Origin of the sequence: Leptospira weilii serovar Ranarum str. ICFT (assembly GCF_000332415.1) — a bacterium.
In the GTDB taxonomy this organism is placed as follows: domain Bacteria; phylum Spirochaetota; class Leptospiria; order Leptospirales; family Leptospiraceae; genus Leptospira; species Leptospira weilii_A.
In genome coordinates this window covers 25,767-45,612 of record NZ_AOHC02000007.1, presented here as the reverse complement: position 1 = coordinate 45,612, position 19,846 = coordinate 25,767, and the positions used below count along the sequence as shown (strand labels likewise).

Genomic DNA, 19,846 nt, shown 5'->3' with positions numbered 1-19,846 from the left:
CGAGTTCTTAAGTTTAAAGGGAAGCTCCGATATGTTTGTTTAAGATCGCTTTAGTGATGAAAGATACTTTCAGAATATGTAATATATTCTTGAAAATTAAGATTTGATTTTGTGAGCTTATCTCAAAACGGCCTATAACTTTCCGAAATTTCGTTTCAAGACGAAGTAGAGAGTTTCTGAGATGGATACATATTACAAAGGAAACGTGGAGTGATCTTGGCGTTATCCGGACTTGAGTTGTCCGGCGAGGAAAGATTTTTCCTCTCGGAAACGTTATTCGCCTCGAATGCTTTCCAGTTTATGTTTGATTTCTTCGTTGAGAGGTTGTTTTTTTTGAAATTCCTCAAGTAATCGAATCGCTTCGGTGGGTTTGTTGATTTCAACGTAGAGATCCGAGAGTTCGAGAAGGGGCCTTGGGTCCATCGGAAACTTCTTGTGTAAGTCGAGGTAAATTTCTTCGGCCTTATCCCTTTTCCCGATGAGTTTGAGAGACGATGCCTTTCCTAAAAGCGCGAAGTAATCTTCCCCTTCGGCCAGAATTCGGTTAAAACATTCCAGCGCTTTGTCAAATTCACCCATACCTCTTAAACTGTCCGCGTAACGGTTGATGATGAGTTTATTGTCCGGGTCGAATTCGAGAATCCTTTCCCAATACTGATTGGCCTTATGAAAATCCTTTTTACCTCGGTAACTCTCCGCAAGACCGTATAACGCAAAAAAGTTCTTTCTATCGAGTTCGGCGGCTCTGTGGTAGTATTGGATCGCCTCGTCGTAATCCTTGATTTTACGGTAGGAGTTCCCGATTTCCGTGAGAATTTTAATATTATCCGGTTGAATCAAAAGCAGTTTTTCCCACCAATGAATCGCATCCTTATATTTTTGACATGCGAAGTAGAGATGTCCCAATCCCACGATCACGTACTGATCTTTAGGATTGATTTGAAGAGCCTGCATATAATAAATTTCCGATTCTTTAAAATTTTTCAGCTTTCGGTGCGCGTCGGCCACTCGGCTGAGGATCGAGGCGTCCGTGATGGTAATATGTCTGTATTCTTCCGCGACCTCGATCACTTTGGAAAGAATATTCATCTCGCGATAACAGTTCATCAATCCCATCAAGGAAAATTTATTGGAAGGATCTTCCTGGATGCATTTATGATAATATTCGATCGCGTTTTTATAATCTTTTTTCTTGAAATGCAGATCTCCCATACCTACCAGTCCGTAAGTATTGTGCGGATCTTTTTCCAGAAGTTCTTTCAACTTCGCTTCCGCTTTCGGGAACTGGTGAGAGTCTAAAAGTTTGTAAGCTTCCTTCGCGAGACCTTTGATAATTGCGAATTGTTTATCCTCTTCTTCTTTTTCAACGTTAGGATTTTCCATTTGCTTCTCTCTTTTTAAAGTTTGTTTTCTTCCAAATTTAGAATTCGCATTATTATTTTTGACGCAGGAAATTCACTGAATATTCTTTTGAAGTACAAATATTCTGTAAAGAAAATAAGAACGTGCGACTACATTCTCTAAATAAAAAGTAATTGGGGCCGGAAATTAACCCCTTTTGTCTATTGGATTTTGGAAAAAAATTTCCATTTTCGTTTTTTATAAAAATGTTTAATTAAATAGCAACGGTAATTTTATTCGATGGATTCAGGTCGAAAGAAGTAGGCCGGTTTCCAATGAAAAACCGTAGTCAATATCGTCTCGGCCATTCGTCTTTCCGAGTTACTTAAACGTTCTAAAAACGTCTTTTTCCCGTAAGCGAACTTTCAAAATCGGTTCCTCTTGACAGTAACCTTTCCGGTATCTTTATGGACGTTAAAGGGAGGAATCATGTCCGCAGAATCAGGAAGAATAACGGGCGCCAGACTGATGGTGGAACTTCTGGAAGAATACGGAGTGGATATCGTTTTCGGATACCCCGGTGGAGCCATTCTTCCCTTTTACGACGAGATTTACAAAAGCAAAAAAATCAAACATATCCTCGTAAGACACGAACAGGGAGCCGTTCACATGGCCGAGGGATATGCGAGAGCCACCGGAAAACTCGGAGTGTGTATCGCAACATCGGGACCGGGGGCGACAAACTTAGTAACGGGACTTACCGATGCGAAGATGGATTCGGTTCCCATACTCGCGATCACCGGACAGGTTGCAACCAATGTGATCGGTACGGACGCTTTTCAAGAAGCCGATATTTTCGGAATCACAATTCCTATCACGAAGTACAACGCACTGATCAAGTCTGCGGACGATATCGCAAGGCATTTCGAAGAAGCCACCTTAATTGCGTTAGGCGGTCGTCCCGGACCCGTTCTACTGGATTTTCCTAAGGACGTTCAGACGGCGCCGACTAACGTAAGAAAGGCGAGCCGATTGAAAATCGCCCCTCATCATTATCAAAAACCGAAAGTCGGCGGGAATCCGGAAGAATTTGCGGAAGCGATCAATCGAGCCGAAAGACCTCTTTTGTATGTCGGAGGAGGTGCGATCAATGCGGGCGCTTCCAAGGAAATTTTCGAACTCGCCACCAAGGCCGGAATTCCGGTCGCTATGACTCTGATGGGACTCGGTTCTTTTCCGGGAACACATCCCTTAAGCGTGGGGATGCTCGGGATGCACGGTACCGCAACCGCCAACAAAGCCGTATTAGAATGTGATTATATACTCAATCTGGGCGCCAGATTCGACGACCGAGTTGCAAAAATCGGAGAGTTTGCGGAAAAAGCGGTTCGAGCCCATATCGATATCGATACGGCCGAATTCAACAAACGAATTCCGGTGGATTATCTGTTGCACGGGGATTTGAAGGACGCGTTAAGCGCCATCCTACCTTTCGTAAAAAAGCGGGAGCGGACTTCCTGGATTTCCTATCTCCAAGGTTTAAAAAAAGATCATCCTTTGGATTTCGACAATTCCGGAAATTCGATCAAACCTCAGGATTTTTTGGAACGTCTTTATAAAAAAACCCAAGGTAAGGCGATCGTTTCCACGGACGTCGGACAACATCAAATGTGGGCCGCTCAGTATTATCTCTTTGACGAACCGAACAACTGGCTTACGTCCGGAGGTTTGGGAACCATGGGTTACGGACTCCCTGCGGCGATCGGAGCGAAATTCGGAAGGCCGGATAAGATGACGATTTGTATTTCGGGCGACGGATCCATTCAGATGAATATTCAAGAATTGGCAACGATAGCGGCGAACAAACTGGGAGTGAAAATTCTCTTGTTCAACAATAATTTTCTCGGAATGGTTCGCCAATGGCAGGAACTATTTTACGAAGAAAGATTTTCCCAATCCGAATGGGATTTCAATCCGGACTTTGTCAAACTCTCGGAAGCGTATTCGATTCCCGCTATGAAGATTTCGGATAAGTCGGAAATCGACAAAGCGATCGAATTTTTCACGAAGGACGACGGAGCCGTTTTTTTAGAAGTGGTCATACCGGCGGAAGAAAAAGTATTTCCGATGATTCCCGCCGGAAAATCTCAAAAGGAAATGATCGAATTTAAGGATTTAGCCGGATTGAAAAACGTATGAAACACATTCTAAAAATTCTGGTAAACAATCATCCGGGAGTCATGAGTCATGTTTCCGGTTTATTTACTCGCAGAAGTTATAATATAGATTCGATCGCGGTCGGTGTTACCGTAAATCCCGAAATTTCAAGTATGGTGATCGTAGTAAAAGGGGACGAGTCCACGGTTGATCAGGTCAAGAGGCAACTTTTGAAACTTCCGGACGTTTTGGAAGTGGAAGACCTTGCGTATCACGATTGTGTGAGTAGGGAATTGGTTCTTCTCGTGGTCAAACTTACGGAGATTACGAGAACGGAAATACTTTCCGTATGCGAAGTGTTCGATGCGAAGATCGCCGATTTAACACATTCTTCTTTAACGATAGAATATTCCGGAAACTCCCGTAAAGTGAATGCGATCGTAGAAATCATGTCCAAGTACGGAATCGAAGAAATTGTACGCACCGGGCAAATTGCAATTCGATACAGAAGTATCGGATCGTAATCCTAAAATACGTTCCATTTCGTTCAGGCCGAAAGTTTTGAATTTGTAACGGAGCCTTATAATTTTAAAATTCGTTCCGAATCAGTAGAATTCTTTCTTCATTCTGTCCGCAGAGTTTTAAACCGCCCTCAAAGAAACCGATTGTTTCCAAGGTCTTTTTCGATTGGAATCAAAAAGAATACAAAATGAATTCGAATTACAAACAACCTTGCGATCCGATTTACGGATCAATTTCTGAATGATCCTGTAACGTGCATTCGTAATCGTCCTAAATTCGGTCTGAACTAAAATCGAATCCGGAAAGTGGATCCGATCTCTGTAATCGCTTTCCGACCAAAGGACAATCGGTTCGATATGAGCCAAATCGGAGCTTGCGGAATTCAGTTCGATTTCTCTCAACGCCTTGGTTCTCGCTTCGTCCAGGAAGGATTGAGCGTTTTCGAGATTTAAACTTCCGCTTCCGTCACAATGATGATCTGCAATGGAAATTTCAAAGAGGTGAATCTTCGTGTTCTTTATCATTTGTATTTTCCCTTTCGTCTAACTGCTTGGAATAAAAAGCGTCCTGCCTTAAATTTGCTTCTAAAATCGTTCCATTTATTTTTTTGAGAAGTTTTTTGTCGAATGTTAATGGTTTGAGTACAAAACAGTATGTTTCATTTTTGCCTGTTATACGGTATTGATTATGGATCTGATATATATTGAAAATTGTATACAATTATTTTTGAATATTACCTGTATGTGTTCAAAGATCGAAATATTAGGTGAAATGATTTTTTATGTATTTTTGCCGGGTTTATCGAAAAACGCTGCGATTTTGCGGCTCCGACCCGTTTCGATCGGTTTTTTTTAATTGTTCCGGGGACAAATTTGACTGAAAAATCTCTGTCCTCTGAACCCTAAAATCTTACCGCTCGAAGCCAACTTGTGGGGTTGGTTATGATAAGGAGGCTAATTCTAAAATTTGGGAATCTAAGAATAAGACCGATTCCGGTTTCCACTGAAAAATTCCGTTTGAAAATTCGCAGATTCCCGATTCCTGAATTCGTTTTAGATATCGGTCTAAAACTTTTTTCTTTTCGGGAATCAGTTCATAAAAACTTTCCATAGAAATCGGTCGAAACAAACGGAATAAGGACAAAATCAATTCCTCGTAAAGATCCGGTTCCACGTATTCTACGGAAAAATCTTTTCTTTTGTAACTTTCGATATTTCTCGAATTGGAATATCTTCCCGCAGGAAGAAAGCCGTGCGCTCCGGGTCCGATTCCCAAATAATATTCCATCGTCCAGTATTTGAGGTTATGCCTGGAGAAAAAGCCCGGTTTTGAGAAATTACTTACCTCGTATTGAAACATTTCATACGGAGAAAGTAAATCGGGTAAAAGTTTTAAGATTTCCTCTTGGATCTTTTCCGCAGGAGAGGGGGCGATTTTATCCATTACCTTTCTTGAATATTCCGTTCCTTTTTCCACGGTAAGGGCGTAGAGGCTGATATGTTTTCCGCCCGCAGATAAAACGCGTACGATGTCGTTTAGGATTTCGTCTATCGTTTGCCCCGGAATTCCGTAGATGAGGTCCGCGGAAAAATTGGAAATTCCGGAATTTTTTACGGTTTCCAAAACGTTTTCGTAACGGTTCGGATCGTAATGTCTTCCTAAAAACCGCAGCTTTTCAGGATGAAAACTCTGGATTCCCACCGAAATTCGGTTGATTCCGGCCTGCGTAATCGATTTAAGAAAATCGGGAGTAATATCCTCCGGATTACACTCCATCGTAATTTCGGAATATTCAGAAATTGCAATGTTCTTTTTCAAAAATTCGATAAGATCCGCGATTTGGGAAACGTCGGCTCGGGAAGGGGTTCCCCCTCCGAAAAAGATCGTATCGAATTCCAAACTTTGGATCGGAGAATTGTCGGAAATCCTTCGATCGATTTCTTCCTTGTATCTTTGAAAAAGTTTTGTTTCGTCGGGGATTGGATTTTTTCCGTTTCCTACGGAATAAAAATCACAATATTCACATTTTTGAATGCAATAGGGATAATGAACGTAAATTCCCGGAACTCCCGTCTTAACGACCGGATTTCCGGAATCGATTTTCATGGTTGTTTGGAAGCGGTTTTATCGTTGGAACCTTTTAAGATCAGATCCACGACCGGAATGGGGGAAGTTCTTTCCAACACGGAATACAAGAGCGCTTTTTTGGATTCCAAAGTCGGAGAGAATGAGAATAGGATTTTTAGATTCGAAATCGTATTCAATTTTAAGAATGGGGTTCCGTAGTGAAGGGCTACGACTTCCAAGTCGGAATGACGTTTTGCCAACCCCGCCGCGAGATCCATTTCCAATTGACTGAAGGTGTTTACCACGATGCGTTTGAATTTGTCCGTCTTAACCAACGTTGGAATTTTGCCCGAGTTTACGTTTGGAATATTCTTTTCCGCTAATACGGTTTCAAATTCAATTCCGCGAACCGCAAAGATCGTTTCTTCCGTTTTTACGGAACTCGGATGGAAAGAAGAGGGAAAAGACACGATCGTAGCTCTGGAAATTTCCGCGTTTAGAGTCGGTGAAAAAATTTCTAAAAAAGTTTTTTCTCTTTGTGCGAGTTGGTCTTGAAAGAAAGCGATTTCTTTTTGTTCGAGATCGGAAAGTTTCTCTTTCGCTTCCGATTTTTTAGAGGAGAATTCGTAGAGGATTCCGTGTTTGAGTTTTAAAAGAATTTGTCTGTATGCGGCTTCCTTTAAAAGATCTCTTTCTTCTTTTTGAAAGATTCCTTTTTTGTATGCGGTCAAAATTTGATTTTTCATTTCGCGGGTCGTTTTTCCCCAGCTCGTCATTAGAAGTATATCCGCTCCCGCTAAAATCGCAAGTACTCCCGGATTGTTATCCTTATAATGTTGGTCGATCGCGTCCATTTCCATCGCGTCGGTGATGATCACTCCTTTAAATCCCATTCTCTCTCTTAAAATACCGGTGAGAATTTTTGAGGAAAGAGTGGCGGGAAAATTCGGATCCAATTTCGGATATACGATATGCGCGCTCATCACAACTTCCGCTCCTTGTTTGATGGATTCTTGAAATGGAATGAGTTCCATTCTTTCCAACTCTTCCAAGGTCTTATCGATTTTTGGAAGTCCGAGGTGACTGTCCACGTTCGTATCTCCGTGTCCCGGAAAATGTTTGATCGTAGGAATTGCTCCACCGACCCGTGCGCCTTTTTCGTATCCGATTCCCGCCGTGGAAACCATCTCGGGAGTACTTCCCATAGAACGAGTGTTGATGACCGGATTATCGGGGTTGTTGTTGATATCCAAGTCGGGAGCAAAAACGAAATTGAGTCCTAGTTTTCGGAGTTGATAAGAAGTTACAAAACCGACTTTATAAGCGTAGTCCGCGTTTTTGGTCTGACCAAGCGCCATTGCCCCCGGAAACTGAGTGACTCCGTCCCTGACTCGGAGAACCCTTCCGCCCTCCTGGTCCACCGAAATCAAAAGAGGCAGTTTGGAAAATTCCATACTTTTCTTTTGTAATTCGAGATTGAGTTTCGAGATTTCTTGTTTGGAGCCGAGGTTCATTCCGAAAAGAATGATTCCTCCCGGAAGGATCTCTTCGATTTCTTTTTCCGCCGTTTCGTCCAAGGTTTTACCGGGGATCGCCACATGGATGACTTGACCCGTTAACTCATCGGGACTCATCCGATCCACGATCTCTTTCGCTTGGAATTCCAAGTATCGATCCAAGCCGTCGGCTTGCAGTTCTTGTTGGTAAGAACTGACGTAGTAAAGTACGGTGAGGAAACTCAAAAGAAGTAGGAACACAAAAAGAAAACGTCGGATCATAGTTTGACAGAATAGGAAAACCTTGAATTCTGTAAAAACAAATTCCGGGGCGGCGATCCTTATGTTTCTATTCAAGATTTTAATTCTTCTTTTCAGTTCATCCTTTTTCACTTCTTACACTTCGATTTACGCGGATTCGAACGAGATCCGGATTCTTTTTTTCGGAGACAGTCTTACGGCCGGACTGGGACTGGCTTCTACCGACGAAGCGTTTCCTTCCGTTCTCGAAAACCAATTCTCCGAGAAAGGAGTTCAAGTGAAGGCGATCAACGCCGGTATGAGCGGGGACACCACTTCGGGAGGTTTGGCTCGTTTGGAGTGGGCGATGTCCGGAGGTTTTGATCTGTTCGTTTTAGAGTTAGGAGCGAACGATTCGATGAGAGGAATATCGCCCGATCAAACCGAAAAAAATTTGAAAGAGATTATCACTAGAGTGAGAAAGAAAAATCCGAAGGTAAAGATTCTTCTCCTCGGTATGAAAACGTTTCCCAATCTCGGAAAAAAATATAGAAAAGAATTCGAATCCATTTTTCCGAAAATAGCAAAGGAAGAAAACATTCCTTTGGTTCCGTTTTTTTTGGATGGAGTCGCGGGAATTCAAAAGCTCAATCAGAAAGACGGAATTCATCCGACTTCACAAGGACATCGTATTCTCGCTCAAAATCTTTTTCCCTTTATCCAAAAAATTTTGAGGAAAAGATGATTCTCCAAAAAGTGAGTTTACACCGGACTTTTACCGAAAATTATGGATCAACCTGAATGATCGCGGGAATAGCTCAGTGGTAGAGCACCTCCTTGCCAAGGAGGGGGTCGCGGGTTCGAATCCCGTTTCCCGCTTTTTCTTTTATATCACCTCTTCCCCAGGCCGATTTGCATCATGGATTATAAAACAAAAAAAAATTCCAACGCTACAGTGGATATCAAACTTACGTTTGAAGCTTCCGACATAGAAAAAGCATTCGATAAAACGTATGCGGAAAAACAAAAAGACGTAAAAATTCCGGGCTTTCGTCCGGGAAAAGCCCCGCTGAACATGGTGAAACGCCACTTAGGTGATTCGATTGCGAGTGACGCGATCCACACTTTGATCACGGACGCGGTGAGTTCCATCATCACGAAGTTGGAACACCCGATCGTTCGATTCCCGAAATTCGAAATCCAAGACTATCAACCCGGCAAAACTCTGATTGCGACTGCGGTTTACGAAACCGCTCCGGAAGTGAATCTCGGAAAGTACAAAAAGATAAAGATCAAACTTCCGGAAGTTGTCGTCTCCGATTCCGACGTTTCCGAAGAGATCGAAACGATCCGTAAACAACTCGCCCGTAAACAACTTAAGGAAGAAGGTCAAACGGCCGCTTCCGGAGATATTATCGATATGGAATATACGGTTCACGAAAAGGGCGAGGAACCGAAAAACGCGAGCAATACGTCCAACGACTATCAGCTCGGTCAAGAAAACAATCTGAAAGGTTTTGATGAAAATCTCTACGGACTTAAATCCGGAGACAAAAAGGAATTCTCGCATACGTTTCCACAGGATTATTCTCAGAACGAAGTGGCCGGAAAGACGTTCGAATATTCGGTAACGATTCTGGCGCTTTATGCGAACATTCTTCCCGCTGTGGACGACGACCTCGCCTCCGAGTTCGACGGTTCCGAATCCCTAAACGCCCTAAAGGACAAGATCCGCAAAAATCTCAAGGAACGTTATGAGGAAGGAATTCGAAACAAGAAGGTGGACGAGATCTATAAAGAAATCATCGAAGATTCCAAGTATATCTTCCCGGATTCTTACGTGAGAGAGGAATCCGAACACGTATTCCAGAACATGATCGACGAGTTCCGACTTCCTGAGATTACGATGGAAAAATACGCGGTGATGATCAAAAAAGATCTGAAAGAAGTTCAGGAATCTTTTAAAAATATGGCTGAGATCCGTCTCAAACACTTCTTTACGCGCCAAAAAATCGCCGAGACCGAAAATATTACCTTTTCCGATGCCGATTTTAATACGGATTTGGAAAAACTTGCGTCAAGTTATCAAATTTCCCTGTCCGATCTTAAAAAAGAACTGGAAAAAGGAAAACTCATGAATCAATACAGAGAGAATTTTTTCGCAAAAAAGGTGGATGATATCCTCTTTGATCTTGTAGAAAAGAAATATACCGACAAATTGAGTATTGCACAGGTAAAAGACTACCTGAACCCAAAGGAAGAGCAAAAAGCATGAGTGTAATTCCGTATGTGATCGAGCAGACGAGCCGAGGGGAAAGGTCTTACGATATTTTTTCCCGCCTTTTAAAAGATAGAATCATCTTTCTCGGGAATGCAATCAACGACGATTACGCAAACGTCATTACGGCTCAGTTGTTATTTCTCGAAGCCGAAAATCCCGAAAGAGACATTTATCTTTATCTCAATTCTCCCGGAGGTTATGTTTCTTCCGGTCTTGCAATTTATGATACGATGCAGTATATTAAACCGGATGTAAGAACACTTTGTTTGGGACAGGCTTCTTCTATGGCGGCTTTACTTTTGGCGGGAGGAGCTCCTGGAAAACGTTCCGCACTTCCGAATTCCAGAATTATGATGCACCAGCCGATGGGTGGAGCAACGGGACAAGCAAGCGACATCGAAATTCAAGCGAGAGAAGTTCTTAAGCTGAAAGAAATTCTGAACGACATCTACCACAAACATACCGGAAAGAGTGTGGAACAAATTCAGAAAGATACCGAGAGAAATTTTTACATGACCGCGGAAGAAGCGAAGAATTACGGAATCTTGGATACCGTGATTCAGATCGACCGTAAACAAACTCAGGCTGCCCAAGCTTAAATAAGGAGAAATTCCCTTGGCGAAGAAAACACCGGGAACCAACGGTAAACAAAAACTATTCTGCTCTTTTTGCGGAAAGGAACAGGATGCGGTAAAACGTTTAGTCGCCGGGCCGGGTGTTTATATCTGTGACGAGTGCATTTCTCTTTGTAACGAAATTATCGCAGAAGATCACGAACTCTCTCACGAAAAATCGTCGGAAGTATTCGGCGAGGTTCCCAGTCCTGCCGATATCAAAACCATTTTGGATCAGTATGTCATCGGACAAGATCACGCAAAAAAAGCGCTTTCCGTTGCCGTTTACAATCATTACAAAAGAGTGAACCTCAGGGAAAAAAAATCCGACATAGAAATCGAAAAATCGAATATTCTTTTGATCGGACCGACCGGAAGCGGTAAAACGCTTCTGGCTCAAACGCTTGCAAGAATCATCAAGGTTCCCTTTGCGATCGTGGATGCGACTGCTCTGACCGAGGCGGGTTACGTGGGAGAAGATGTGGAAAACATCATTCTCAAGTTGATCCAAAACGCGGATAACGATATTAAAAAAGCGGAAATCGGAATCATCTATATAGACGAAGTGGATAAAATCGCCCGTAAGTCCGACAGCGCGTCCATTACAAGAGACGTGAGCGGAGAGGGTGTACAGCAGGCGCTTCTGAAAATCATCGAGGGAACGGTGGCTAACGTTCCTCCGCAAGGCGGAAGAAAACACCCGCACCAGGAATACTTACAAGTCGATACGAAAAACATCCTTTTTATTCTCGGCGGGGCCTTTGTGGATCTCCCGAATATCATCAAGTCCAGAACCGGAATCAAAACGATCGGGTTCGGTTCCGAAGAAATGAGGATTCAATCCGATAACAAAGACGCTTTGATGGAACAGGTAATTCCTGAGGATTTGATTAAGTTCGGATTGATTCCGGAATTTATCGGAAGACTTCCGATCGTTGCAACTCTTCAAGAGTTGGATGTGGATATGCTCAAGCAAATCTTCCGCGAGCCTAAGAACTCCGTTCTCAAACAATACACTCGTTTGCTTGAATTGGAGAATGTGAAGTTGACTTTCCGTGAAGACGCAATCGATAAAATCGCGGAGCTTGCGATCAAAAGAGAATCGGGAGCCAGAGGACTTAGGGCCATCGTTGAAAATATTATGTTGGATCTGATGTTCGACATTCCTTCTCGTAAGGACATCGAAGAGGTCATCATCACGGCGGAAGTGATCACGGACAGGGTGATTCCTACTTTGATCCTCAAAAAAGAATCCAAGATCGCTTAAGGTTGCGGCGTTTCTGCAATTGGGAACCTTTCGTCGAATCGTGTTATCGCATTCGATGAAAGGTTTTTTTATGTCTTTATGCGCATCTTCAATTTCACTCAGAACAAAGCCGCTTGGTCGAATTAAGAATTCACTTCTTTGAATGTAATTCTCATAAGTTTTTCGGAAATGAATTCATTATATTTAAAGAATCAGCGATCCGGCATAGGTTAAAACGCCTTATATGTTTTTTTCATAAACCCAAAACCGTCTATTATTTCGGATCCAATCTCTGGAAGGATTTCTTAAATATCCTAACTTTTCATAAAGTTTGTGAGCAGCTTTCATTGTGGATTGAGTGGAAAGAACCGCTTTCCGAAATCCAAGCAATCCGGCTTCCGCTTCGAAAGTTCTACAAAGGCTGGAAGCGACCCCCTGTTGTCGAAACGTCGGTAAGATCGATAGTAGTTGCATTTCCGCTTCGTCGACTTCTGCAATTTGTCGGTAGGGATTTATATAAGTTCCGACTATAATCAATCCGATCGCCGTACCATTGGCAAGTGCAACCAGAATTTTTCCGCGTTTTTTAATTTCATGGATCGCAAAGATTTTTTCGGCTATTTCCGGATCGGTAAAGTCAGCGTCAATATACGATTTTTTTAATATACTTTCGATTTCTGGATCGTATTCGATTTGATCCTTATTATAGAGTTGGATTTCAAATTCCATAAAGGTTCTTTTAAAGGGGTTTGTAGATAGGAAAACCCCAATCATCATTGCTCGGTTTATTTTTTCAAAAGAGTATCCGGCCGCGATTCCTCTTTGTAAAAAACCGCATCGCTTTTACGTTTACGACGCGGTTATTCTTAAAAATAATTTTAATTACTGTTGCCCTTTATTTTTTCTTTTTCTTTTCTTCCGCTTTGAGTATGAGAAGCGATTTACTCTGCAATTCGATTTTTTTCTTTTCCGCCCAAGGAATGGCAACGCTCAATTCTTCCGCGAGAGAAAGAAGGCTTTCGTTGATGTCGACCAGTTCGTCGATGATCACGAAGTAGGAAACGCTGGATTTCAGCTTGCTGTCTCCTTTTTTGATTCGTTTCATCTGACTCTTGTAGATGTTCTGTTTAATTTTTTCCAGGTTTTTGGTTTTCTTCTCCGATCTTGCTTTTTCCAAAAGATCCGGAAATTTATCGGAATCCGCAATGAGTTCCATCAGATTCGTAGCGGATTTTCTGAGTTCCTTCACTTCCTCCTTTTCGTCCTTGGAAATTTCATGAAAGGAACTCATACCGTTCGAAGAAGTTCTGAGAATGTTCCAAATACTTTCGGTGATTTTATCCAGATAGTTGATGGACTCGGTGATCGGATGTAAGGAAGAAAGATCCTCTTCTTCCAGGTGTTTGTTTGCGATCGATAAGAAACTAGAAAGAGAGTTTTCTCTCATCTTCTTCAAGTCTTTCAGAAGTTTTTGTGTCTGTCTGAAATTCTTTTTTTTGCCGTTTACGTAACCCGAACAAACGTTGTTCAAAGCTTTTCTGGCAACGCTTAAACTCGCGAGCATGGAAGAAATCGTTCTGGAAAGCGCGCGTTCCGGATGTTTTTTAAGAGTGATGAGTTTTTCAAGATTCTCATCGTATGTTTCCTGACGTTTTTTGTGAATCCTTCCAAAAAGAAAGATCAATAGTCCCGCGATTAAAACGAGGACGATGACCGAAGAGAATCCGAAAAAATACAGGATCGATCCGATGATACCGGCGGTAACCGACGCGATGATAGCCGTAAAGAACCAACCGCCGACTACGGTAAGAACTCCGCTGACTCTGTTTAAGGAATTTTCCTTAGTCCACGCTCCGTCCGTAAGAGAAGTTCCCATCGCCACCATAAAGGTCACAAAGGTGGTGGAAAGCGGAAGTTTGTAAAGAGTTCCGATCAGAATGAGCGCGCTCGAAATTTGGATATTTACGGAGGCCCTGAGTAAGTCAAACGCTTCGGTTTCGTGCATTCGTAAGATTTCTAAGGAGTTTTTCTGTTCGAAACGTCTTCCGATAAAATTACGAACCTTTGCGGGAAGGATCGCTTTGATCGGAGTGTAAATTCCGAGAGCGATTTGAACGAAAACACGAGCGACCAAACTTGTATTAAAACTTTCTAATGTTTCTCCCTGGGAACCCAAGGTAACTTCGGTTTGGGTAACGGTTTCCGCCTTTTTGGAAAACCAAAGAGGGAAGAGCATGATACAAGCCGCACCCAAAAGGATCAAGTTCGGAGTCGAGACGTTTCCGGCCAAACCGGTTGCTAAGGCGCTCGCGTCTCCTCCGCCTGCTTGGATCAGATTCCAGGTCGCAAAACTCGCGAGTGGAACCCCGATAAAATTCACCAAGTCGTTGCTCGCAAAAGCCATCGCGAGAGAACCAGTTCCGACTAAAACTAAGAATTTGAGAATATTCCATTCTAGTAATACTAGAATCTGAAAAAATACCGAAAATCCGGCAAAGCTGATGAAAAGGATATTCGTGAAATTCTCGTTTAAGAATTTGCTCATCTCCGGAGTGATAAAAGAGGAACCTTTCATCGCGGTCAAAAGAGTGAAAAAGATTACGGTCGTAATCGAAAGTCCTCCGAAAAGTCCTCCGAAGTATTTCATTGTTCTTTTCAGATCGAAAGAAAATATGAATCGAAACACGAATTGGAGAATCATTCCCGAAAAGAACGCAACGATCACACTCGTCACGATTCCGAAGATGATCTTGAGTGCGCTTTCCGAGTTGATGATTTGAAAAGCGCCGTTCAGAGTTCCGGTTTTTAAAAGTGCGATCGCGAGAGCCGCTCCTAAAAGTTCAAACACCAAAGATACCGTTGTGGAAGTCGGAAGTCCGAGAGTGTTGTAAAGATCCAGAAGTACGATATCCGTGAGCATGACCGCCAAAAATAAGAACATCAGATCCTGAAGCGCAAATCCGCTGGGATGAAAGATTCCTTTTCTGGCAACTTCCATCATACCGCTGGAAGAAAGGGCGCCGAGGATGATTCCGATTCCGGCGACTACCAGAATGATTCTTTTAGAGGAGGCTTTGGAACCCACGGCGGAATTGGTAAAGTTTACCGCGTCGTTTGAAACTCCGACTAGGAGGTCGCCGACTCCGAGGATCGCCATGAGAACTACGATGATTAAAAAAAAGTCCATGAAACGCTTCCGTTTATTGTATTGTTAGTATCTAAAGTTTTCGCTTTGACTCTTGTTAAACGTGAATCCGGTCCAATGAACTCCGACCGCGAATCGAACATTATGTTGCAGTCAACAACAGAACTACGTTTGTTTGAGAGTTGAGTCTTTTCCATCCGTGGAGCCGGACAACTGAAATTTTGCCGCGAACCCACCCGTGATTATTACTTTTACGTTACAAAATCAACCGGTTTAATCTTCCAAATCCCAAAAAAAATCCCGATTGGTAAGTTCTTCCTCAGCGAAAGCGGGTTCTGTAACGGAAAAGTAATTTTTCCCTTCCTGACAAATCAGTTTGTATTGTTCTTTCAATTCCAGGGTTTCCTTTTCCCAGTATTCGTTTCCCGCAAAATGCGGAAAGGCGGTCGGAAACGAAGGATCGGTCGCGAACCGATTGGAAATCCAAGCGGAATAGTGAACGAATCGCATCGCACGTAAAATTTCCACGAGGTCAAACCAACGATCCTCGAAATCCCTGAATTCCCTATAACCGGAAACCATGTGTTCCCTTTCTTCGAGTCCTTCTTTTCCTCTGGAAAGAAGCATCCAAAAATCCTGAACCGCCGGACCTTGGAGGCAATCGTCGAAGTCGACAAAAAACCAACCTTCTTTTCCGAAGAGCAGATTTCCCTTATGACAGTCTCCGTGAATTCTATGCAGTGGAACCGATTCCATCTTTTCCCGAAATAGATCCAAAATTCGATTTGCGGTTTCTAGATAATCCTTTCTACAACTCGAAGGAATCCATTCTCCTTGGAGTAAGATTTCTAAAGGACCGGTTCCGTACGTTTGGGAATCCAGAGTGATTCTATGTTCGAAATTTTTCGCCTGACCGACATTGTGAATTCTCGCGAGAAGCCTTCCTAAAATTCTGAGATTTTCCGGATTCAGTTCGTCGGGAGATCTTCCTCCCACACGGGGCCAGAAAGAATAATACATTTCCTCCTGGAACAAAGCGAGGCTAGTTCCGTCCGGAAACAAAAGAGGGGCGCAGACCGGAATTTCTTCGTTTTTCAGATCCTGCAAGAATCGATGTTCTTCCAGGATTTGTTTCCGATTCCATCTTCCCGGACGGTAGAATTTAGAAATGATATGAGAACCGTCTTCCAGTCTGAGATCAAAGACTCGGTTTTCCAAACTGTTCAGAGCCATACAATGCCCGGAAGGTTCGTAACCCGCCTTTTCGACTAAGGTAAGAATTTCTCCCGGATTGAGTTGAAAAAAATCGGCCATCGGTTCCAGGATTCCCGTTTCCGGTTTCTTTGGAAATTTTTTTATGAAGAACGGGGTGGAACCGGATCGTTTTGTTCTATGTGAGTTGGAATTTGGTTTTCAATAGAATTGGATTTTGCAAATTGATTCCCGAGAAGGAAAATCATGAAGATATCAGTAGGAAATCTGCCTCAGGAGCTAACCGAAGACGAACTAAAAAAGATTTTTTCGGAATTCGGTACCGTTCAGGAAGTACAAATTAAAAAAGATAAAACCACAGGTCGTTCTTTATCCTATGGATCCCTCGAAATGGAAGATTCTGCGGGAGCGAAAGCCGTAGCAGCATTGAATAAAAAAGAAATCCAAGGCAAACAGATCGCGGTGGTGGACTCCGAAGAATTAAAAAAAGAATTCGAGAAAAAACAATCCCTAAAAAGCGGCGGGTCTTCGGGTAAGATCCACGGAACTCAGTCGAAAACCGGCGGATTTTCGGGCGCGGGTGTGAGAAGAACCGGAGGAAGAGGAAAATGAAATCGGCACGTTTAACATTCATCTTTGCAATCGTTTGTATTGTGGTAGTTCCCACATTTGCGGATGATTTAGGGATCAAGGACATTCGAGTCGGAACCGGTAAAGAGGCCTTTTCCGGTTCCAATGTCACGGTTCACTATGTCGGAACCTTGACCAACGGTAAGAAGTTCGACAGTTCTCGAGACAGAAGGGCTCCTTTTACTTTCAATCTGGGCGCTGGAGAAGTGATCAAAGGTTGGGATCGAGGGGTCCGGGGAATGAAAGAGGGCGGGATTCGCAAACTGACCATTCCGCCCGAACTCGGTTACGGTGCGAGGGGCGCGGGTGCGGCCATTCCCCCGAATTCAACTCTCATCTTTGAAGTGGAATTACTCAAAGTGTACTGAGATTTTTTCTTTTGAAACAGAATTTACCGGATTCTGACATTGCATTTCTGCTCTTTTTCCGGTTCTAATCTATCATAAAAAGGAGGGGCCTTTCCCACTTTGATAGCTTTAGAATCGGATGCCTTATGATTTTTTTGAACAATCCCCCTTATCGGCCTGTATCTTAGAGCCGTCCCTTCAACTTCAAAAAGTGAATTCCGCCTTTTGCAAAACCTTCGGTTATTCAAAAGTCGAACTCGAAGGAATTCAAAATTGGGATCATATCTGCGAGTTTCGAGACGCAAAACCGAATCTTTCCGATCCTTCTCTTTGGCCTTCCGCCGACGTTTCTCCTTCGTATTCCATTTTTGTTCTTACAAAGGAAGGCATTCAAAAAGAATATTCGGTTTCTTTTGCATTCGATCCGGAAGAATTGCGTATTTTTGCAACTCTGGAAGTTCCTCGGATTTTGGAGAGATCCATTGTAGAATTCGATCTCACAAAGACGATTGCGGACGATCACGATTTAGAAAACCAGAGCGTGGTTCAAAAACAAAAACTCGAAGCGATCGGAACTCTTTCTGCGGGAGTCGCGCATGAAATCAACAATCCTCTGATGGGCGTGATCAACTACGCCGAGATTGTATTTAACGGAATCGAAAACGGAAATCCTCTTCGTAAATATGCGGAAATCATTTTGCAGGAAGGCAATCGAATCTCCGAGATCGTCAAGGACATGCTCACATTCACTCGAATCGAAGGGGAAGAAATGAAAGTTCACGATCTCGCCTCCGTTTTTAATTCTACGTTCGGTTTTTTAAAAGGTTGTTTCCGTTTGGCCGAAATCAAAACGATCCTGCCGGATCTCGAAATTCCTATTTACGCGGTTTGTTCCGTTGGAAAACTCAAAGAGGTATATCTCCATCTTCTTATGAACGCAAAGGACGCGATGGAAAGTAATCCCGCGAACCGGGAGAAAACTTTAACCGTTCATTGGCTGAGGTTTAAGAAGAAAAATCGAAACTTCGTTCGTACGATCGTGGAAGATACCGGAATCGGAATTTCGGAAAAAAACAGACATAAACTTTTCGAACCTTTTTATACCACTAAGGATGTAGGAAAAGGTAAGGGGTTGGGACTCACGGTTTCCTACAACGTGGTCCGTGAAATGGGAGGAGAACTTTCTTTCGAAAGCGGAAACGGAGTCACACGCTTTTACTTGGATCTTCCCGAATCGATTTGAAAGATCCTTGACTTGTAGGAGAGGATCACATCCTAATAAACTCTCTTTTAAACCCATCATGACCGGTTCCAAGCGATCCAAAAATTACGACCCCGAGGAACGTTATTCTATCTTGTTGATCGACGCGATCGTTTCCTTAGATAAGAATTTCAGAGTGATTTTAGCCAACCCGGCGGCGGAAAAGACGTTCGGATATCTCGTGTCGATCGGAAATTCCGTCGAACATCTGTTTCCGTTTTCGATTCGAAATCGATTTATTAGAATCCTAAAAAACGTCGCCGAACTTCCGGATAAAAAAAGACAAAAACCCTTCGGGCCGATTCGTTTGATTCGAGAGGACGGGAGGATGTTGGTCTCGGAGATTTCCGTTTCGGTTACGGGACCGGAAGAGGATCATCAGTACCACGTCATTATCCGAAATATATCAGAACAACATAGAATTCTAATGGAGTTGAAACGAGCCAACGAGACTCTGAAAAAAATGGATCGTGAAAAAGAGGAACTTTTGGAAAAACTCGAAGAGAAGGTTCGACAGAGATCCAGACTACTAGCGGGTTATTACAAGGGAATCAAGGAAGAGTTGAGTCTCGCTAAAAAACTACAGACTGAAATTCTTCCGGACAATCCTTCGATCCCGGGAATTCAAATCCATTCCGCGTATCTTCCTATGATGGAAGTCGGCGGGGATCTTTACGATTTATTCGAAATCCGTCCGGGAGTTCTCCGAGTATTTCTTGCGGATGCGACCGGTCACGGGATACAAGCGGCTCTTCTTACGATGACACTCAAAGGAATTTTGGAATCCATCAAAAAAAAAGATACGGATCCCGGAAGTATTCTCACCGAATTCAATCACGAATACTGCAAAAATTTCGGAAACATAGGGATGTTCTTTTCCTGTTTTCTCGCGGACATAGACACGGTTTCCAAAAAAATCGTGTATTCCTCCGGAGGACATCCCCCTCAATTTTTTCTTTCCGAAGATTTGGTGTTGGGTTTGGACCGGACCGGGTCCTTACTCGGTCTCGATTTGAACAATCAATACGGAATTTTTAAACTGAGTTACGGATACGGAGACCGTTTATTCCTATTTACGGACGGGATTTACGAGGAGTTTAATTCCGACAAACAGCAGTTTGGCGAACTTGCGGTTCAGGATATTCTCGCAAAAAAATTTTCGGAGCCTATGGAAGAAACGATTCCCGCTATTCTGCAAAGTCTGATCGATCATTTAGGACCGCAAAAAATACAAGACGATATAACCGCGATTTTGATAGCCTTGAATCCTTCCGATCTTTGAAACGT

Annotated in this window: 17 protein-coding genes and 1 tRNA gene; 11 read left to right on the top strand and 7 right to left on the bottom strand. The window is 42.9% G+C overall.

The window, feature by feature from the left end; genetic code table 11:
• Nucleotides 1-273 precede the first annotated feature (273 nt).
• Nucleotides 274-1,383: a tetratricopeptide repeat protein gene (locus tag LEP1GSC060_RS00680; RefSeq protein WP_002993741.1), complete on the bottom strand. Its 1,110-nt coding sequence runs from the start codon at nt 1,381-1,383 to the stop codon at nt 274-276.
• Between the two features lie 447 nt (nt 1,384-1,830).
• Between LEP1GSC060_RS00680 and ilvB the strand changes: the two genes are divergently transcribed.
• Nucleotides 1,831-3,540 carry a biosynthetic-type acetolactate synthase large subunit gene (gene ilvB / locus LEP1GSC060_RS00675; protein WP_002993681.1) on the top strand — a complete coding sequence of 570 codons (1,710 nt, stop codon included), beginning with the start codon at nt 1,831-1,833 and terminating at the stop codon, nt 3,538-3,540.
• Nucleotides 3,537-4,022 carry an acetolactate synthase small subunit gene (gene ilvN / locus LEP1GSC060_RS00670; protein ID WP_002993701.1) on the top strand — a complete coding sequence of 162 codons (486 nt, stop codon included), beginning with the start codon at nt 3,537-3,539 and terminating at the stop codon, nt 4,020-4,022. Before ilvB ends, ilvN begins: the two co-directional genes overlap by 4 nt.
• A 117-nt stretch (nt 4,023-4,139) precedes the next feature.
• On the opposite strand, the gene LEP1GSC060_RS00665 is transcribed toward ilvN, so the two are convergent.
• The 3 genes from LEP1GSC060_RS00665 to LEP1GSC060_RS00655 all read right to left on the bottom strand — a co-directional run bounded on the left by LEP1GSC060_RS00665 (nt 4,140) and on the right by LEP1GSC060_RS00655 (nt 7,865).
• On the bottom strand, nt 4,140-4,544 hold the full coding sequence (locus LEP1GSC060_RS00665; protein WP_002993648.1) for an acyl-CoA thioesterase: 405 nt from the start codon (nt 4,542-4,544) through the stop codon (nt 4,140-4,142).
• Between the two features lie 415 nt (nt 4,545-4,959).
• Nucleotides 4,960-6,126, bottom strand: a complete 1,167-nt coding sequence (gene hemW, locus LEP1GSC060_RS00660) for a radical SAM family heme chaperone HemW (RefSeq protein WP_002993712.1) — start codon at nt 6,124-6,126, stop codon at nt 4,960-4,962.
• Nucleotides 6,123-7,865 carry a glycoside hydrolase family 3 protein gene (locus tag LEP1GSC060_RS00655; RefSeq protein WP_002993749.1) on the bottom strand — a complete coding sequence of 581 codons (1,743 nt, stop codon included), beginning with the start codon at nt 7,863-7,865 and terminating at the stop codon, nt 6,123-6,125. Before LEP1GSC060_RS00655 ends, hemW begins: the two co-directional genes overlap by 4 nt.
• A gap of 61 nt (nt 7,866-7,926) precedes the next feature.
• On the opposite strand from LEP1GSC060_RS00655, the gene LEP1GSC060_RS00650 reads away from it, so the two are divergent.
• The 5 genes from LEP1GSC060_RS00650 to clpX all read left to right on the top strand — a co-directional run bounded on the left by LEP1GSC060_RS00650 (nt 7,927) and on the right by clpX (nt 11,985).
• Nucleotides 7,927-8,568, top strand: a complete 642-nt coding sequence (locus LEP1GSC060_RS00650) for an arylesterase (protein ID WP_036094961.1) — start codon at nt 7,927-7,929, stop codon at nt 8,566-8,568.
• A gap of 62 nt (nt 8,569-8,630) precedes the next feature.
• Nucleotides 8,631-8,702, top strand: a tRNA-Gly gene (locus tag LEP1GSC060_RS00645).
• Between the two features lie 40 nt (nt 8,703-8,742).
• The gene (gene tig, locus LEP1GSC060_RS00640; protein ID WP_002993708.1) at nt 8,743-10,098 is read left to right on the top strand and encodes a trigger factor; all 1,356 of its coding nucleotides are present in this window, start codon (nt 8,743-8,745) and stop codon (nt 10,096-10,098) included.
• On the top strand, nt 10,095-10,703 hold the full coding sequence (clpP, locus tag LEP1GSC060_RS00635) for an ATP-dependent Clp endopeptidase proteolytic subunit ClpP (protein ID WP_002993760.1): 609 nt from the start codon (nt 10,095-10,097) through the stop codon (nt 10,701-10,703). The genes tig and clpP overlap by 4 nt, the downstream gene beginning before the upstream one ends.
• 16 nt (nt 10,704-10,719) lie before the next feature.
• Nucleotides 10,720-11,985 (top strand): ATP-dependent Clp protease ATP-binding subunit ClpX, encoded by a 1,266-nt coding sequence (gene clpX / locus LEP1GSC060_RS00630; RefSeq protein WP_002993684.1) that lies wholly within the window; start codon nt 10,720-10,722, stop codon nt 11,983-11,985.
• A gap of 219 nt (nt 11,986-12,204) precedes the next feature.
• On the opposite strand, the gene LEP1GSC060_RS00625 is transcribed toward clpX, so the two are convergent.
• The 3 genes from LEP1GSC060_RS00625 to LEP1GSC060_RS00615 all read right to left on the bottom strand — a co-directional run bounded on the left by LEP1GSC060_RS00625 (nt 12,205) and on the right by LEP1GSC060_RS00615 (nt 16,423).
• Complete coding sequence (locus LEP1GSC060_RS00625; protein ID WP_002993640.1) at nt 12,205-12,693, bottom strand: GNAT family N-acetyltransferase; 489 nt, start codon at nt 12,691-12,693, stop codon at nt 12,205-12,207.
• A 166-nt stretch (nt 12,694-12,859) separates the two neighbouring features.
• Nucleotides 12,860-15,151: an inorganic phosphate transporter gene (locus LEP1GSC060_RS00620; protein ID WP_002993661.1), complete on the bottom strand. Its 2,292-nt coding sequence runs from the start codon at nt 15,149-15,151 to the stop codon at nt 12,860-12,862.
• Nucleotides 15,152-15,382: 231 nt separating this feature from the next.
• Nucleotides 15,383-16,423, bottom strand: a complete 1,041-nt coding sequence (locus tag LEP1GSC060_RS00615) for a serine/threonine protein kinase (protein WP_002993666.1) — start codon at nt 16,421-16,423, stop codon at nt 15,383-15,385.
• 144 nt (nt 16,424-16,567) lie between these two features.
• Between LEP1GSC060_RS00615 and LEP1GSC060_RS00610 the strand changes: the two genes are divergently transcribed.
• The 4 genes from LEP1GSC060_RS00610 to LEP1GSC060_RS00595 all read left to right on the top strand — a co-directional run bounded on the left by LEP1GSC060_RS00610 (nt 16,568) and on the right by LEP1GSC060_RS00595 (nt 19,841).
• Nucleotides 16,568-16,933, top strand: coding sequence for an RNA recognition motif domain-containing protein (locus tag LEP1GSC060_RS00610; protein WP_002993715.1), 366 nt, complete (start codon nt 16,568-16,570; stop codon nt 16,931-16,933).
• Nucleotides 16,930-17,319, top strand: coding sequence for an FKBP-type peptidyl-prolyl cis-trans isomerase (locus LEP1GSC060_RS00605; protein WP_036094953.1), 390 nt, complete (start codon nt 16,930-16,932; stop codon nt 17,317-17,319). Before LEP1GSC060_RS00610 ends, LEP1GSC060_RS00605 begins: the two co-directional genes overlap by 4 nt.
• Nucleotides 17,320-17,437: 118 nt before the next feature.
• Nucleotides 17,438-18,541 (top strand): sensor histidine kinase, encoded by a 1,104-nt coding sequence (locus LEP1GSC060_RS00600; protein ID WP_002993663.1) that lies wholly within the window; start codon nt 17,438-17,440, stop codon nt 18,539-18,541.
• 58 nt (nt 18,542-18,599) lie between these two features.
• Nucleotides 18,600-19,841: a PP2C family protein-serine/threonine phosphatase gene (locus LEP1GSC060_RS00595; protein WP_002993669.1), complete on the top strand. Its 1,242-nt coding sequence runs from the start codon at nt 18,600-18,602 to the stop codon at nt 19,839-19,841.
• The last annotated feature ends 5 nt before the right edge of the window (nt 19,842-19,846 follow it).

Excerpts from the sequence above, each read along its gene's own strand:
- LEP1GSC060_RS00625 (WP_002993640.1), bottom strand. The coding sequence starts at position 12,693 with ATGGAATTTGAAATCCAACTCTATAATAAGGATCAAATCGAATACGAT.
- LEP1GSC060_RS00655 (WP_002993749.1), bottom strand. The coding sequence starts at position 7,865 with ATGATCCGACGTTTTCTTTTTGTGTTCCTACTTCTTTTGAGTTTCCTC.
- LEP1GSC060_RS00650 (WP_036094961.1), top strand. The coding sequence starts at position 7,927 with ATGTTTCTATTCAAGATTTTAATTCTTCTTTTCAGTTCATCCTTTTTC.
- ilvN (WP_002993701.1), top strand. The coding sequence starts at position 3,537 with ATGAAACACATTCTAAAAATTCTGGTAAACAATCATCCGGGAGTCATG.
- clpP (WP_002993760.1), top strand. The coding sequence starts at position 10,095 with ATGAGTGTAATTCCGTATGTGATCGAGCAGACGAGCCGAGGGGAAAGG.
- LEP1GSC060_RS00605 (WP_036094953.1), top strand. The coding sequence starts at position 16,930 with ATGAAATCGGCACGTTTAACATTCATCTTTGCAATCGTTTGTATTGTG.
- hemW (WP_002993712.1), bottom strand. The coding sequence starts at position 6,126 with ATGAAAATCGATTCCGGAAATCCGGTCGTTAAGACGGGAGTTCCGGGA.
- ilvB (WP_002993681.1), top strand. The coding sequence starts at position 1,831 with ATGTCCGCAGAATCAGGAAGAATAACGGGCGCCAGACTGATGGTGGAA.
- LEP1GSC060_RS00620 (WP_002993661.1), bottom strand. The coding sequence starts at position 15,151 with ATGGACTTTTTTTTAATCATCGTAGTTCTCATGGCGATCCTCGGAGTC.
- LEP1GSC060_RS00665 (WP_002993648.1), bottom strand. The coding sequence starts at position 4,544 with ATGATAAAGAACACGAAGATTCACCTCTTTGAAATTTCCATTGCAGAT.
- LEP1GSC060_RS00680 (WP_002993741.1), bottom strand. The coding sequence starts at position 1,383 with ATGGAAAATCCTAACGTTGAAAAAGAAGAAGAGGATAAACAATTCGCA.
- tig (WP_002993708.1), top strand. The coding sequence starts at position 8,743 with ATGGATTATAAAACAAAAAAAAATTCCAACGCTACAGTGGATATCAAA.
- LEP1GSC060_RS00600 (WP_002993663.1), top strand. The coding sequence starts at position 17,438 with ATGCCTTATGATTTTTTTGAACAATCCCCCTTATCGGCCTGTATCTTA.
- LEP1GSC060_RS00615 (WP_002993666.1), bottom strand. The coding sequence starts at position 16,423 with ATGGCCGATTTTTTTCAACTCAATCCGGGAGAAATTCTTACCTTAGTC.
- LEP1GSC060_RS00595 (WP_002993669.1), top strand. The coding sequence starts at position 18,600 with ATGACCGGTTCCAAGCGATCCAAAAATTACGACCCCGAGGAACGTTAT.
- LEP1GSC060_RS00610 (WP_002993715.1), top strand. The coding sequence starts at position 16,568 with ATGAAGATATCAGTAGGAAATCTGCCTCAGGAGCTAACCGAAGACGAA.